Here is a 14291-nt window from a genome sequence, read left to right on the forward strand (position 1 = left end):
TGGCGGATCGGCCCGGGGCGGCGCGCATCCGCCCCTGCCCGCGCAGAAACCGGCGGTGCGGGCGCCGCAATTAGCGCTGTGCGCGAGGCGACCGCCCGGAGAAGGGTGCGTCCAAGACGCCCCAGGAAGTGGGCCCGGCGGGGCTCGAACCCGCGACCCGCGGATTAAAAGTCCGATGCTCTGCCAACTGAGCTACAGGCCCAACATTTCATTCAAATTATGGTGGAAAGTGGCGTGACCAATGACCATCATAAAAAGGTGAACATCACCAGTGTAACGGATTTCGCTGACCGTTCGTGGACAGTGTTTCGCCGGGTGTGGCGGTAGCCTGGAAATCGTCGTTTATCCGCGGGAAGGACCCCAGTCATCGCCGAAGAATTTCATAAGCCCACGCTCTTTCCCGGCGCGCTTTTTGCCGCGTTTATCGGGGGAGCCGATCCGGCCGAAACCAGCCGGATCTCGCATGAGACCGCGCACGCACTGCTGTCCCGGGTGCGGGCCGATCCCGATTCAGGCATCCTCGATCGACTGATCGCCTATACCGATGACCACGGCATCGAGACCATCGCCGAACTCTGGTCCTCCGCGACCGCGCGCAGCCTGCCGGGTGCGCTCTGGCGCATCTATCTCATCCGCCTGCTGGTGCACCAGGACTCCGAGACCGCGAGCTATGTCTATCGCCGCGGCGTGGAGGAACTGATCACCATCGACCCGGTGGTGGCCGGCGCGGCCGAGCCGACCAGCGTGGCCGAGATCACCGCCCTGGCCGATGAGATCCTGCGCGGCATCTTTGAGGGAGATTTTGCGATCGCCCTCGAGCGCGCCGCCGCCTTCTGCCGTGTGAGTGCCGCCGGTTGCCTCGCCCTCGCGGCGGATGCCGAGCTGATCCACCCCGAGCGGGCACGGGAGCTCACGCGGCGCGCGCTGCGCTACAGCACATTCGCCTCCGATCTCGCCTCCTGCGCCCGGCTCTGGCGCACCGACTCGCTGGACTAAACGAATATTTTTGGCCTCCGCCGCGCCGCGGATTCCGCGCCCGTTCGCGCTCAACGAAAAATTTGGGCCCCGGGCGGGAACACCGCGGCGGGAGATTTGTTACACTAAATACGCCGGGCCGCAGAACCCCGGGCTCCAATTTTTGCCGCCGCGAGCGGCCTTCCGCCGAGAGGCGTTCCTGCGGCCTGGCACCTTCTTTTAAGCCGCACGCGCTTGGCCCCCGGCGGATGTCCCCCGCCGCCCGGGTATCGATCCTGCCGCGATTTCCCGCTCCCCGATCGGGGTTCGCCGGGATATAAAAACCCCGGATCATCGGGGAGATGATCCGGGGTATCGGGCCGCGCCGCGGGGAGGGCCTATCCGAAGCGGCCGGAGACGTAGTCCTCGGTGGCCTGCACGGAGGGCTGCGTGAAGATCGTATTGGTATCCGCGTACTCGATGAGCTTTCCGGGGGCACCGGTTCCGGCGATGTTAAAGAATGCCGTCTTATCGGATACCCGCGAGGCCTGCTGCATGTTGTGGGTCACGATCACGATCGTATACTCCTGCTTGAGCTCCTCCATGAGGTCCTCGATCGCGAGGGTCGAGATCGGGTCGAGGGCCGAGCAGGGCTCGTCCATCAGCAGGATATCGGGGGATACCGCGATCGCGCGGGCGATGCACAGGCGCTGCTGCTGGCCACCGGACAGGCCCGAACCGGGCTTATCCAGGCGGTCCTTCACCTCGTTCCAGAGGTTTGCGCCGCGCAGCGAGGACTCCACCAGGGCCTCGGAATCGGACTTCGCCATACGTCGGTTATTCAGCTTCACGCCCGCGAGAACGTTCTCCTTAATCGACATCGTGGGGAACGGGTTGGGGCGCTGGAACACCATACCCACCTGGCGGCGCACCAGCACCGGGTCCACGCCGGGACCGTAGAGGTCGTCGCCGTCGATGAGCACCTCGCCCTCCACGCGGGCACCCGGGATGACCTCGTGCATGCGGTTCAGCGTGCGCAGGAACGTGGACTTGCCACAGCCGGACGGGCCGATGAACGCGGTAACGCTGCGCGGCTCGATCGTGAGTGAAACACCCTCCACGGCGCGGAACTTGGAGTAATAGACGTTGAGGTCGCGGACCTCGATGCGCTTAGACACGGTTATCCTTCGGGTGTTCTATCGGGAAAACTTCGGGGAGAAGATGCGGGCGATCAGGCGGCCGATGAGGTTCAGCGCCATCACGATCAGAATCAGCGTGAGCGCGCCCGTCCAGGCCCGGTCAAGATAGGGCTGCGGATCGGCTCCCTGCTGGGCATAGGAGTTATATACAAAGAGCGGCAGCGACATCATGCGGCCATCAAAGAGGTTGTAATTCATCGACTGGGTGAATCCGGCCACCACCAGCAGCGGGGCGGTCTCGCCGATCACGCGGGCCACGGCCAGCAGCGCGCCGGTGATGATTCCGGCCAGCGAGGTGGGCAGGACCACCTTCAGGATCGTGAGGTACTTGGGCACACCCAGGGCCAGCGAGGCCTCGCGCAGCTCATTCGGGACGAGCTTCAGCATCTCCTCGGTCGAGCGCACCACCACGGGGATCATCAGCAGCGAGAGCGCAATCGAACCGGCGATACCCATGCGCACCCCGGGCCCAAAGATCAGGCCAAATAGGGCATAGGCGAAGAGACCCGCAACGATCGACGGGATACCGATCATGATGTCTACGAGGAAGGTGATCCACTTGGCGAGGCGGCCGCGGCCGTATTCCACAAGATAGATCGCGGTGAGAATACCAATCGGGATGGAGATGATCGCGGTGGCCAGCGTGATCAGCAGGGTTCCGGTGATCGCGTGCAGCGCCCCACCGCCCGCATCGGTCACGTTACGCATCGAGGAGGTGAAAAACTCCAGGTCAAAACGGGCCATGCCCATGCCGATCGTGGTGGCGGCCACCGAGATCAGCGGTACCAGCGCGAGCGCAAACGCGAGCGTCACCAGCGCGGTCATCAGCCGGTCCTTGGCCTTGCGGCCACCCTCCACGGCGAGCGAGAGGGTATATACCAGCACCACAAACAGGATTGCCCCGGTGACGATGATTCCGGCAATCGAGTCATTCCCGAGGATCAGGAAGACCGCGGCGGTCACGGCGAGCGAGACCAGGCAGATCCACAGCGGGGCAAATCTGGGCAGCTTGCCGGCCGTGAGGGCATTGGCAATAGGCGCTGTATGCGACATTAGTTGGCTCCCGAGAAGTCTTTGCGGCGGGCCACGATCGCGCGGGCCACGAAGTTCACCGCGAACGTGATCACAAACAGGATGAGGCCGGTTGCGATGAGCACGTTAATGCCCACGCCGTGTGCCTCGGGGAAGTTCAGGGCGATATTGGAGGCGATCGTATTGGGGTTGGTGGACTGCAGGAGCACAAAGCTCACCACGACGCTCGGGGAGAGCACCATCGCCACGGCCATCGTCTCGCCGAGTGCGCGGCCGAGGCCCAGCATCGAGGCGGAGACCAGGCCCGAGCGGCCAAAGGGCAGCACGGCCATCTTGATCATTTCCCAGCGCGTGGCGCCGAGGGCCAGGGCGGCCTCCTCGTGCAGCTTGGGGGTCTGCAGGAAGATCTCGCGGGCCATGGCCGTGATGATCGGAAGGATCATCACCGCGAGCACGATGGCCACGGTGAGGATCGTGCGGCCGGTTCCGGAGACCGGACCGGCGAAGAGGGGGAACCAGCCCATGTTTTCGGTGAGCCAGGTATATACCGGCTGCACCGCGGGGGCGAGGACCTTAATGCCCCACAGGCCAAATACCACGGAGGGCACGGCGGCGAGGAGGTCGATCACATAGCCGAGGGTCTGGGCGAGGCGGCGCGGGGCATAGTGGCTGATAAACAGCGCGATGCCCGTGGCCAGCGGAACGGCCATGATCAGGGCGAGGAACGCGGCCCAGATGGTTCCGAAGGCGAGGGGGCCCACATAGGCCCAGAAGCTGGAGGGGGAGCCCTTGAGCTGGGTGGAATCGGCCGAGAAGGCGGGGATCGCCTCGACCACCAGGAAGATGGCCACGGCGGCGAGGGCCACGAGGATCAGGCTTCCGGCGATCAGGCTGCTCCGGGCAAAAACGCGGTCACCCAGGCGGATGACGGGCTTGGGCCGTGCGGTTTCTGTGGTCATGGTAGGCGAGGCCCTGTGATCCTTCGGTCGAAAGCGTGGCCCGGCCTTGAGAAAGGCCGGGCCACGCCTGGGTGGGGTGTATTACTTGATGCTGGCGATCGCGGTGGCGACCTTGGCGCTCAGGTCGGCCGAGAGGGGCGCGTTTCCGGCCTTCTCCGCGGCTGCCTTCTGGCCGGCCTCGCTGGTGATATAGCCGAGGTAACCCTTGACCAGTTCGGCCTGGGCCGCGTCGTTATACTCCTCGCACGCGATGGCGTAGCTCACGAGCACGATCGGGTAGTGGGTGGGGTCGGTGGTCTTGCGGTCGAGCTTGATCGCGAGGTCATTGGCGGAGCGGCCCTCAACGAGGGGCGATTCGGCAACCACGGCCGCGGCGGCCTCGGCGCTATAACCAACGAACTTCTCGCCAACCTTGATCTTGACAACACCCAGCGAACCGGCGCGCGAGGCGTCGGCATAGCCGATCATGTTGGTGCCGTTGGTCACGGCGTCAACCACACCGGAGGTGCCGTTGGCACCCTCGCCGCCGAAGCCGGCGGGGAAGTCATCGGCGGGCTTCTCGGTCCAGACATCCGCGGCGTTCTGGTTCAGGTAGTCGGCGAAGTTCTTGGTGGTACCCGATCCGTCCGAGCGGTGCACGGCGTTGATCTTGGCATCGGGGAGCTTGGCATCGGCGTTGAGGGCCACGATCGCGGGGTCGTTCCACGAGGTGATCTGGCCGGCGAAGATCTTGGCCAGCGTGGAGGCGTCGAGGTTCAGGTCCTTCACTCCCTCGACGTTGAAGATCACGGCGATGGGGGAGATATATACGGGGATGTCGATGGCCTTGGTATCGGCCTTGCAGGTGCCGAAGCTTCCGGCGAGTTCCTCATCGGACAGGGCCGAGTCGCTACCGGCGAAGGCCGAGCCACCGGCGATGAAGGCCTTGCGGCCGGCACCCGAACCGGAGGGGTCGTAGTTGACGGTGACCTTTTCGTTGGCGGTCTGGAAGGCGGCGATCCAGGTGTCCTGGGCGGTGCCCTGGCTGGAGGCTCCGATACCAACAAGCTCACCCGAGAGGGTGCTGGCGGGGGCTCCGCTGGCCGACTCGGAGGGCGTTGCGCCACCCTCGTTTGCCGCACAGGAGGTGAGAGCGAGGGCGCTAATGGCCGCGATGACCGAGACGCGGGCTACCGGGGAAAACTTCACGAGTAAATCCATTCGTTATGAACACAGGACGAGCTCCTGGTGCGGGCTCGTTCTGTACGCTATGCGCCGTTGGTGACCAACTTGCCATGCGTGGGTAAACGGAAGGTTAACGCGAGTGAATGCTCGGTGCCGCGGGCCGATTTTCCTCGGGAACACGCGGAACGGTGCCGCCCGGTGTCACCCCAAGGGGGACAGGGAACATCGATTTTGGGGCGCGATAGGCCCCGCCCGGCGCGCGCCGGGCGGGGTCCGGGGGCCTAAACGTCGGGTGCGTCGTGGGTTTCGATCGAGATGATGCCCGAACTCGGGTTGCTCGCCGAGAGGTGCACCACCGAGAAGGCGGCGGTGCCCAGCGCCGCGGCGCTGTGTAGATAGGAGCCGGTCACGCTGCCGGTGGCGAGGGCGATCTCGCGCAGCAGCTCGGGCACCAGCGGGGCGTGCGAGCAGATCACGGCATTCTTACCCGAACGCACGCGCTTACCCACCACCGAGCGCGGATCGGCCGTGCCCTCCTCGAAGGAGTCCTGGCTGATCCGGGCCGTGCGCTTGGGCTCGATTCCGGTGCTGGCCGCGAGCGCCGCCACCGTGGTCACGCAGCGCACGGCATCGCTGGTCACGATGCGGCGCGGGCCAAAGGCCTCCAACGTGGGCACAATTGCCTGCGCCTGACGGGCCCCGCGCGGGGTCAGCGGGCGGGTGGCATCCGGGCCGTTCCACTCCGAGGGCGACGTGGCCTTGGCATGACGCAGCACGGTGATCGAGAAGGTATCGGTGACCCCCTCGGCCACAAGCCGCTCAAATTGCTCCACGATCTCCACGTCGTGGGCGAAGCTCAGATAGCTTTTGGCCTTGCGCAGCGTGACCCATTCCAGCGCGGCCACCTCGCCATTGGGGCGGAACGTGGACTCGCGCACCGCGGCCTCGGTGACCTTGGCCGCCCAGTAGTGCACCACCTTTTCCTTGCCGGAGGCGAGGGGGTAGCGGCTCACGCCCAGGGGTACCCCCAGGCGCACACCGAGGCCGGTCTCCTCCTTGATCTCGCGCACGGCGGTCTGCGGAAGCGTCTCGCCGGGATCAACCTTTCCCTTGGGAATGGTGATATCGGCGTATTCCGTGCGGTGGATCACCAGGATGTGGATCTTGCCCTCGATGGGGCGCCAGCACAGCGCTCCGGCGGCATAAACGGCTTTATTCATTCACCTACGGGTCCTCGGGCGTCGACGGGTCGTGATCTGCTGCATCAGTTTATCCTGCAGATCAACCAGCGGCGCGCCCTCGGCGTCCAAACTGTGTCGCGTCCAGACGCCATCGGGACCCAGATTCCAGGCCGAGGTGCCGGGGTCCATGGCGAGGTCAAAGATCTCGTGAATCTCCTGGAGGTGGGCGGGTTCCACGAGCCGCACCAGCGCCTCGACCCGGCGGTCGAGGTTGCGATGCATCATATCGGCGCTGCCGATAAACGTATGCGGGTCGCCGTCGTTTTCAAAGGCGAAGATGCGGGAGTGTTCCAGGAAGCGACCGAGGATCGAGCGCACCCGGATATTCTCGCTCAGCCCGGGCACGCCGGGGGTGAGGCTGCAGATGCCGCGCACCCAGACCTCCACGGGCACCCCGGCATTGCTTGCGCGATACAGGGCGTCGATGATCGCCTCGTCCACGATCGAGTTGACCTTAATGCGGATGCCGCTGGGCTTGCCCTCAAGCGCATTGCGACGCTCGGTATCGATATGCTTCAGCAGGCCCTTGCGCAGGTGCAGGGGTGCCACCAGCAGCCGCTTAAACTTCTTCTCGATGGCATAACCGGAGAGCTCGTTAAAGAGGCGGGTGAGGTCCTTGCCCACCTGGGCATCGGCGGTCAGCAGCCCGAAGTCCTCATAGATGCGGCTGGTCTTGGGGTTGTAATTGCCCGTACCGATATGGCTATAGCTCTGCAGCCGGCCGTTTTCGGCGCGGATGACATGGGCGAGCTTGCAGTGGGTTTTGAGTCCCACCAGGCCATACACCACGTGCACGCCGGCCTTTTCCAGCTTGCGTGCCCAGGTGATATTGGCCTGCTCATCGAAGCGCGCCTTAATCTCCACCAGCGCCAGCACCTGCTTGCCGGCCTCGGCCGCCTGGATCAGGGCCTCCACGATGGGGGAGTCCCCCGAGGTGCGGTATAGCGTCTGCTTAATGGCGAGCACGTGCGGATCGGCCGCTGCCTGCTCCAGGAACTCCTGCACGCTCGTGGCAAAGGACTCATAGGGGTGGTGCAGCAGGACGTCGCCGCGCGAGATCACGTCGAAGAAGTCCACCTTGCCATTGGCCTCGGAGGGCTGAAGGGCGAGCGCGGTGGTGGGCAGGCGCTTGGGGAAGCGCAGATCGGGGCGATCCACCCCGCCCAGGCTAAACAGGCCGCCGAGGTCCAGCGGGGCCGGGAGGCGATAGATTTCCTGCTCGGTGATATCCAGCTCGCGCACGAGCAGACCAAGCGTGACCGGGTCCATATCCTCGGAGACCTCGAGCCGGATGGGCGGGCCAAAGCGGCGGCGCAGCAGCTCCCGCTCGAGCGCCTGGATGAGGTTTTCGGACTCGTCCTCCTCGACCTCTACGTCCTCGTTGCGGGTGACCCGGAACACGTGGTGTTCGAGGATCTCCATGCCGGGGAATAGATCGTCGAGGTGGTTGGCGATCACCTCCTCCAGGGAGATGAAGCGCGCGTTGCGCAGCGATTCCGAGCGGTCCACGCGAATGAACCGCGGCAGCATCTGCGGCACCTTAAGGCGTGCAAACTCCTGCCTGCCGGTCTTGGAATTGCGGATGCGGATGGCGAGGTTAATCGACAGCCCCGAAATATAGGGGAACGGGTGTGCGGGGTCCACCGCGAGCGGCATCAGGATGGGGAAGAGCTGATCGGCGAAATAGACGTCGAGGCGTTCCCGATCGGCGGCGTCCAGATCGCTCCAGTTCACAACACCGATGCCGGCCTCGCCGAGGGCGGGGGAGACCAGGGTGCGCCAGGCGCGCGCGTGGCGCTCCTGCAATTCGTGGGCCTTGAGCGAGATATCGCCCAGCACATCCGAGGGTGCGCGGCCCACATTGGTGGGCACGGCCAGGCCGGTCAGGATGCGGCGCTTAAGCCCGGCCACCCGCACCATGAAAAATTCGTCGAGGTTGGAGGCAAAGATCGCGAGGAAATTGGCGCGCTCCAGCTCGGGGATCGTGGGATCCTCGGCGAGCTCCAGGACGCGCTGGTTGAATGCCAGCCAGCTCAGCTCGCGGTCGAGATAGCGACCCTCGGGGAGGCTCGGGTCCATGGCGTCGACCTCGATATCAAAATCGTCGTCATCGCCGCCCAGGCCGGTATCCATCGGAATATTTTGCAGTGCCATTGACCCATCGTGGCACCTTATTCGGGGTAACGCCAAGAATATTTCGCGATCCCCGAGCGATTTAACTCGCCGTTCATATCCTCCGGTACTGCACATCCACGGTGGCCTCGATAAAACCCAGCGAGCGATAGAGCGCAACGGCCCCGCTATTGGACTCGTCCACGTAGAGACTCGCGGTGCTCAGCCCCAGCGCGCGCAGCCGGGCGAGCCCCGCATTCATGAGCCGACGCCCCAGCCCCTGGCCGGCATTTTCCGGGTTGACGCCGATCACATAGATCTCGCCGTCACTCGCCCCCGGCTCCACCTTGAGCCAGAGATAGGCCAGGATGTTATTGCCCTCCCGGGCCAGCAGGAAGTTCTCCGCGCTAAACCACGGCTCGGCCTCGCGCGCGAGCACATCGGCCACCGTGATCTTGCCCTGCTCGGGATGATCGGCAAAGACCCGCGCATTCAGCGCGACCCAGGCCTCCTCATCGCGGCCCGGGATAAACGTCGAAAAGGACTCGGCGGGGGCCGCCTCGCCGGAGAGCGGGGCGCTCAGCTGGAAGAGCACCCGGTCGCGGCGAAAACCGTGTTTCAGGGCGAGGGCCCGCGCCCCCTCGTGATCGCCGTGCGCCCAGGCCGCGTGAATCTGCGGCTGCAGCACCGCGTTCAGCAGCGTTTCGCCCAGGCCGCGGCGGCGATACTCGGGGTCGATCACGGCCTCCAGCTCGCCCTCCCCGGTGAGGGCGGCGCCCAGAATCTCGCCGTCCCAGTCCAGGACCGTGGCCGTGCGGGAGCCCGCGCGGGCGGCGAAGAGCGCCTGATCGTTAAACGCGCGCTGGCCGTCCACCGCGGCGGCCCGGCCGGCGAGGTCCTCAAGCTCGGAGAGATCGGCGGCGGGGCGAATCCGGGGACTACTCATGATGTCTCCTCTGGGGTGTCTTCGGCGAGGTTAAAGCGATAGCCCACATTGCGAATGGTCACGATCAGTTGTTCCATATCGCCGAGCTTGGCGCGCAGCCGCCGGATGTGGACATCCACGGTGCGGGTGCCGCCAAAATAGTCATAACCCCAGACCTCGCTCAGCAGCTGCTCGCGGGTAAATACCCGCCCCGGGTTGCCCACAAAAAACCGCAGCAGCTCAAATTCCTTATAGGTCAGATCAAGCGCGCGCCCCTGGACCCGGGCCGAATAGCTGGTCTCGTCGATCGTGACACCCGAGGTCTGGATGCGCCGCGCGGCCGGCTCGCTGGGGGCGCGGCCCAGCGCCAGCCGCAGGCGGGCGTCCAGCTCGGCCGGGCCGATGCCCGCGAGCAGGACATCGTGGATGCCCCAGTCGGCGTTCACCACCGACAGCCCGCCCTCGGTCAGCACAATAAACAGCGGCGTGGAGGGATCGGTGCCGTGCAGGATCTTGCACAGCGAGCGGGCCGCCGCGAGATCGCCGCGGCCGTCCACGATCACGGCATCCGAATCGGGGGCCGCCGCGAGTCGATCGGCGCGGGCCGGAACCTGGCGGGCCTGATGCGAGAGCAATCCGAGCGCGGGCAGCACCTCGGTCTCTCCCTGGTTGGTGAGTATCAAGAGTCGTGCCACGGGTTCGTTCTCCTCCGGTGGTGATCTAGGCCCATCCTACTGTTGTGAATTTCCTCCCCGTGACTAGGGGCGATGGCCAGCGCCGCCGGAATCGGGCAGAATGGGGGTGTGAACCAATTCTCCGAAGTCGCCGTCCCCCGCCGCCGCGATATCTTCGTGGTGTGGGGTGTGGCCCTCGTGGGCGGCATCCTGGTCTGGATTTTTGCCCCCGGCACCTCCGCCTTCACCTGGCTCGCGATCACCCTCGCCGTGGCCACCATGGTCACATTTGGGATACAGCTCTACGGCGCGAAAAAAACCGGATTTATTGATCGGGTGGCCGCGAGTATCGGGGGTTCCGTGGTGATTCTGGGTGTCATGAGCACCATCATGGGTTTCGGAAAGCTCCTCGCGGGCTAGACTAGGTTCATGCTCGCACTTGAACTGTTTTTCATCGGGTTGCTCTGTCTTGCCACCCTCGCCATCCTCTACGTCGCCGGCGTCGTCGTCGTGAACCTCTTCCGCGGTCAGCGCTAGGGTCCACGGCCGTGATTGAGATTCCGGTCGGCCTTCCCGCCGAGATCGTCCCGCTGTCCTGGCTTCTGGGGGTCTGGGAGGGCACCGGTGTGCTCTCCTATACCGTGGGCGAGGAGCGAATCGAACGCGAGTTCGGTCAGCGCGTGAGCTTCAGCCACGACGGCCAGCCCTATCTCAACTACAGCTCCTATGCGTGGGTCCTCGGGGAAAACCCGGAGGATCCCGTGCAGCCGCTCGCCGCCGAGACCGGCTATTGGCGCCTGCACCGCGCCCTCACCCCCGGAGACCCGGGCCCGGCCATGCTGCCGGCGCGCGAGGCCGCCGGGTTCACCGACGCCGAGTCCGTGGAAACCCTGCGCAATGAGGCCGGGGGCTTTGATATTCAGGCTTCGATCATCCACCCGGATGGCGTGAGCGAACTCTATCTGGGTCAGGTCAACGGCCCGCGCATCGATATCAGCACCGATGCCGTGCTGCGTGCCGCGGGTTCCAAAGACTATACGGCCGCCACCCGCATGTATGGGCTGGTGGATGCTCACCTGCTCTGGGCCTGGGATATCGCCGCGCTTGGCCAGGACCTGCGCTCGCACGCCTCCGCCCGCCTGTCCAAGGCGGAGTAGTGGACCCCTCGCCGTTCCTCGGGCTGCCCTCCGCCGTGGCGCTCGAGTCGGCCGCCGACGCCGGAGTCCCGAGCCACTACGGCAATCCGCTTGCCGAACAGCGCCGGCTCGACGAGGGCCTGGCGCTTGTGGATCTGTCCACGCGTCCGGTTTTTGAGCTGCGCGGCGAGGATCGCCTCACGTGGATCAACTCGATCACCTCGGCCGATCTGCTTGCGCTGACCCCGGGGGACTCCGGGGAGACCCTCTTCCTCGATCCGCAGGGCCGCATCGAGCACGCGGTGCCGCTGATCGAGGACGGCGTTTCGCTCTGGCTCTTGCCCGAGGCCTCCTCGGCCCCCGCGCTCTGGGCCTGGCTGCTGAAGATGCGCTTCCGCTCGCGCGTGGAGATCCTCGATCGCACCGCCGATTACGCCCGCATTGGCGTGATGGAGCGCGCGGATGCCCCGCTGTTTTCCTCGCTGAACGCCGTGGCCCCGCACGGGGTCCCGCTGATCTGGCGCGATCCCTGGGCCGCCGTGGTGCCCGGCGGATGGCAGTATGCCGCCGCCGATTCCGCGGGCGGACACCCCGGCGATGGCTTCGCCTGGCGCGAGGTTCTGCTGGAGCGTTCGGGGCTGGGTGCGCTTGCCGCCGCGCATCCCGTGGCCGGCTCCCTGGCCGCCGAGGCGCTGCGCATTGCCGCGTGGCGTCCGCGCGAGAGCACCGAGGTGGACGATAAGTCCATCCCGCATGAGAGCGATTGGCTGCGCACCGCCGTCCACCTGAATAAGGGCTGCTATCGGGGGCAGGAGACCGTGGCCAAGGTGCATAACCTGGGGCATCCGCCGCGCCGCCTGGTCATGCTCAACCTCGACGGCTCCGAGGGGTTCCTCCCCGATCCCGGCAGCGAGGTGCGGGCGTTCCGCAATGACGAGCCGCGCATCGTGGGGGCCATTACCTCCTCGGCGCTGCACTATGAGCTCGGGCCGATCGCCCTCGCGCTGATCCGCCGCGCGGTGGATCCCACGATCGACCTGAGCGTGGCCCAGGACGAGGGCTGGATTGCCGCCGGCCAGGAGGTCATTGTGCCCTCCGATGCCGGGTCGGTTGCCGATATTCCCAAGCTTCCGCGGCTCGGCGCGCGCCGCTAGCGCGCGGGCTCGGTTCGCGCGCGTATGGGGCCGCGAATCGCGGATATCCGTGCAGCGGATAAACCTCCCGTTTTTGTGGTGTCGCCGATAGACTGGGGGCATGTCTGAGCCCTATACCCTCATCCTTCTCCGTCACGGTAATAGTGACTGGAACCAGAAGAACCTGTTCACCGGCTGGGTCGATGTGCGCCTGAGCGATCAGGGCGTCGAGGAGGCTCGCCGTGCCGGCCAGCTTCTGACCGACTCCGGCCTGCGCCCCGATGTGCTGTTCACCTCGGTCCTCACCCGCGCCATCCAGACCGCAAACCTCGCGCTGGATACCGCCGACCTCGCCTGGATCCCGGTCACCCGCTCCTGGCGCCTGAACGAGCGCCACTACGGTGCGCTCCAGGGCAAGGATAAGGCCCAGACCCTCGCCGAATACGGCCCCGAGCAGTTCCAGACCTGGCGCCGCTCCTTCGACGTCCCGCCGCCCGCACTGGACCACAACAGCGAGTACTCGCAGGTAAACGACCCCCGCTATGCCGATATCGACGGAGCCATCCCCGATACCGAGTGCCTGAAGGACGTCATCGACCGCATGCTCCCCTATTGGGAGGGCACCATCGCCCCGCAGCTCACCGCGGGCAAGACCGTCCTGGTCACCGCGCACGGCAACTCGCTGCGCGCCCTCGTGAAGCACCTCGATGGCATCTCCGATGAGGACATCGCCGAGCTGAATATCCCCACGGGCATCCCGCTGGTGTACCGGCTGGATGAAAACCTCAAGCCCATCGCCCCGGCCGAATATCTGGACCCCGAGGCCGCCGCAGCGGGAGCCGCCGCGGTCGCCGCGCAGGGCGCCAAGAAGTAGTAGTGGCCGGCCGGGCCCCGTCCCCTCGGGGGCGGGGCCCGGTCCCGTTTAACGCCGCGGCGCCCGTGCCCCCGAGGGGGACACGGGCGCCGCGGTCCGTGGACTAGTCTTCGAGGGGCTCCGGGGCCCAGTCGCCGGTGGCGAGATACTGGACCTTCTTGGCGATCGAGACCGCGTGGTCGGCAAAACGCTCGTGATAGCGCGAGGCGAGGGTGGCATCCACGGTGGCCTCGGTGGCGCCCTTCCAGCTATCGCCGAGGACCTTCTCAAAGACGGCCACGTGCAGGCTGTCGATGCGGTCGTCCTCGCGCTGGATCTCCTCCGCGAGCTCCACGTCCTGATTACGCAGCAGCTCGGTGAGCTTGCGCGCGATGTCCACGTCGAGGCGGCCCATCTCGGCGAAGGTGGAGCGCAGGCCCTTGGGCACGGCGCGCTCGGGGAAGCGGTAGCGGGCGAGCTGGGCAATATGCTCGGCCATATCGCCCATGCGCTCGAGCGAGGCGGAGATGCGCAGCGCGCTCACCACGGTGCGCAGATCGCGGGCCACAGGCTGCTGGCGGGCGAGGATGTTAATGGCCAGCTCATCAAGCGCCTTGGTGAGGATATCGATGCGGGTATCGTTCTCGATGACCTCCTCGGCCACGGCCACATCGGTTTCGTTAAACGCGCGTACGGCGTTCTCGATGGAGATAACAACCAGTTCCGAAATGGCGATTAGGCGGTCCTGAACCTCTCGCAACTCCTGCTGGAATACCTGGCGCATACTTCTCCTCAAAAAATTACGGTGCGGCAAAAAGCCGGGGCCCGAACCCGGGCGCGTTGTCCCAGGATCGCCTGTGAAGGTAAACACTTGGTGCCGTTTACCTGAACTAATAACAAAAAACCCTG

14 protein-coding genes and 1 tRNA gene are annotated in these 14291 nt (G+C 65.7%); 5 read left to right on the forward strand and 10 right to left on the reverse strand.

Annotated features, from left to right (window positions below):
- Positions 1-129: 129 nt before the first annotated feature.
- Positions 130-202 (reverse strand) — tRNA-Lys (locus KXZ72_RS12520).
- Between the two features lie 290 nt (positions 203-492).
- On the opposite strand from KXZ72_RS12520, the gene KXZ72_RS12525 reads away from it, so the two are divergent.
- Positions 493-996, forward strand: a complete 504-nt coding sequence (locus tag KXZ72_RS12525) for a DNA-directed RNA polymerase subunit beta (protein WP_318999872.1) — start codon at positions 493-495, stop codon at positions 994-996.
- A gap of 356 nt (positions 997-1352) precedes the next feature.
- Here KXZ72_RS12525 and pstB read toward each other — a convergent pair whose 3' ends face one another.
- From pstB to KXZ72_RS12565, 8 genes are all read right to left on the reverse strand, one after another.
- On the reverse strand, positions 1353-2132 hold the full coding sequence (pstB, locus tag KXZ72_RS12530; protein WP_226081266.1) for a phosphate ABC transporter ATP-binding protein PstB: 780 nt from the start codon (positions 2130-2132) through the stop codon (positions 1353-1355).
- A gap of 18 nt (positions 2133-2150) precedes the next feature.
- Positions 2151-3206 (reverse strand): phosphate ABC transporter permease PstA, encoded by a 1056-nt coding sequence (gene pstA / locus KXZ72_RS12535; protein ID WP_226081267.1) that lies wholly within the window; start codon positions 3204-3206, stop codon positions 2151-2153.
- Positions 3206-4144 carry a phosphate ABC transporter permease subunit PstC gene (gene pstC, locus KXZ72_RS12540; RefSeq protein ID WP_226081268.1) on the reverse strand — a complete coding sequence of 313 codons (939 nt, stop codon included), beginning with the start codon at positions 4142-4144 and terminating at the stop codon, positions 3206-3208. Before pstC ends, pstA begins: the two co-directional genes overlap by 1 nt.
- An 81-nt stretch (positions 4145-4225) precedes the next feature.
- Positions 4226-5332, reverse strand: coding sequence for a phosphate ABC transporter substrate-binding protein PstS (gene pstS, locus KXZ72_RS12545; RefSeq protein WP_226081269.1), 1107 nt, complete (start codon positions 5330-5332; stop codon positions 4226-4228).
- A 257-nt stretch (positions 5333-5589) separates the two neighbouring features.
- The gene (locus tag KXZ72_RS12550) at positions 5590-6528 is read right to left on the reverse strand and encodes an NUDIX hydrolase (protein WP_226081270.1); all 939 of its coding nucleotides are present in this window, start codon (positions 6526-6528) and stop codon (positions 5590-5592) included.
- Positions 6529-8703 carry an RNA degradosome polyphosphate kinase gene (locus tag KXZ72_RS12555; RefSeq protein ID WP_226081271.1) on the reverse strand — a complete coding sequence of 725 codons (2175 nt, stop codon included), beginning with the start codon at positions 8701-8703 and terminating at the stop codon, positions 6529-6531.
- Positions 8704-8776: 73 nt separating this feature from the next.
- Entirely contained in the window at positions 8777-9607 is an 831-nt protein-coding gene (mshD, locus tag KXZ72_RS12560) for a mycothiol synthase (RefSeq protein ID WP_226081272.1), read from the reverse strand.
- Complete coding sequence (locus KXZ72_RS12565) at positions 9604-10281, reverse strand: winged helix-turn-helix transcriptional regulator (RefSeq protein WP_226081273.1); 678 nt, start codon at positions 10279-10281, stop codon at positions 9604-9606. Before KXZ72_RS12565 ends, mshD begins: the two co-directional genes overlap by 4 nt.
- Positions 10282-10389: 108 nt before the next feature.
- Here KXZ72_RS12565 and KXZ72_RS12570 point away from each other — a divergent pair, with 108 nt between their 5' ends.
- From KXZ72_RS12570 to KXZ72_RS12585, 4 genes are all read left to right on the forward strand, one after another.
- On the forward strand, positions 10390-10680 hold the full coding sequence (locus tag KXZ72_RS12570) for a hypothetical protein (RefSeq protein ID WP_226081274.1): 291 nt from the start codon (positions 10390-10392) through the stop codon (positions 10678-10680).
- 128 nt (positions 10681-10808) lie between these two features.
- Entirely contained in the window at positions 10809-11417 is a 609-nt protein-coding gene (locus KXZ72_RS12575; RefSeq protein WP_226081275.1) for an FABP family protein, read from the forward strand.
- Complete coding sequence (gene ygfZ / locus KXZ72_RS12580; protein ID WP_226081276.1) at positions 11417-12550, forward strand: CAF17-like 4Fe-4S cluster assembly/insertion protein YgfZ; 1134 nt, start codon at positions 11417-11419, stop codon at positions 12548-12550. Before KXZ72_RS12575 ends, ygfZ begins: the two co-directional genes overlap by 1 nt.
- A 100-nt stretch (positions 12551-12650) precedes the next feature.
- Complete coding sequence (locus tag KXZ72_RS12585) at positions 12651-13403, forward strand: phosphoglyceromutase (protein ID WP_226081277.1); 753 nt, start codon at positions 12651-12653, stop codon at positions 13401-13403.
- 103 nt (positions 13404-13506) lie between these two features.
- On the opposite strand, the gene phoU is transcribed toward KXZ72_RS12585, so the two are convergent.
- Entirely contained in the window at positions 13507-14166 is a 660-nt protein-coding gene (phoU, locus tag KXZ72_RS12590) for a phosphate signaling complex protein PhoU (RefSeq protein ID WP_226081278.1), read from the reverse strand.
- Positions 14167-14291 lie beyond the last annotated feature (125 nt).

It is taken from the genome of Mycetocola spongiae, assembly GCF_020424085.1.
GTDB classification, from domain to species: Bacteria; Actinomycetota; Actinomycetes; order Actinomycetales; family Microbacteriaceae; genus Mycetocola; species Mycetocola spongiae.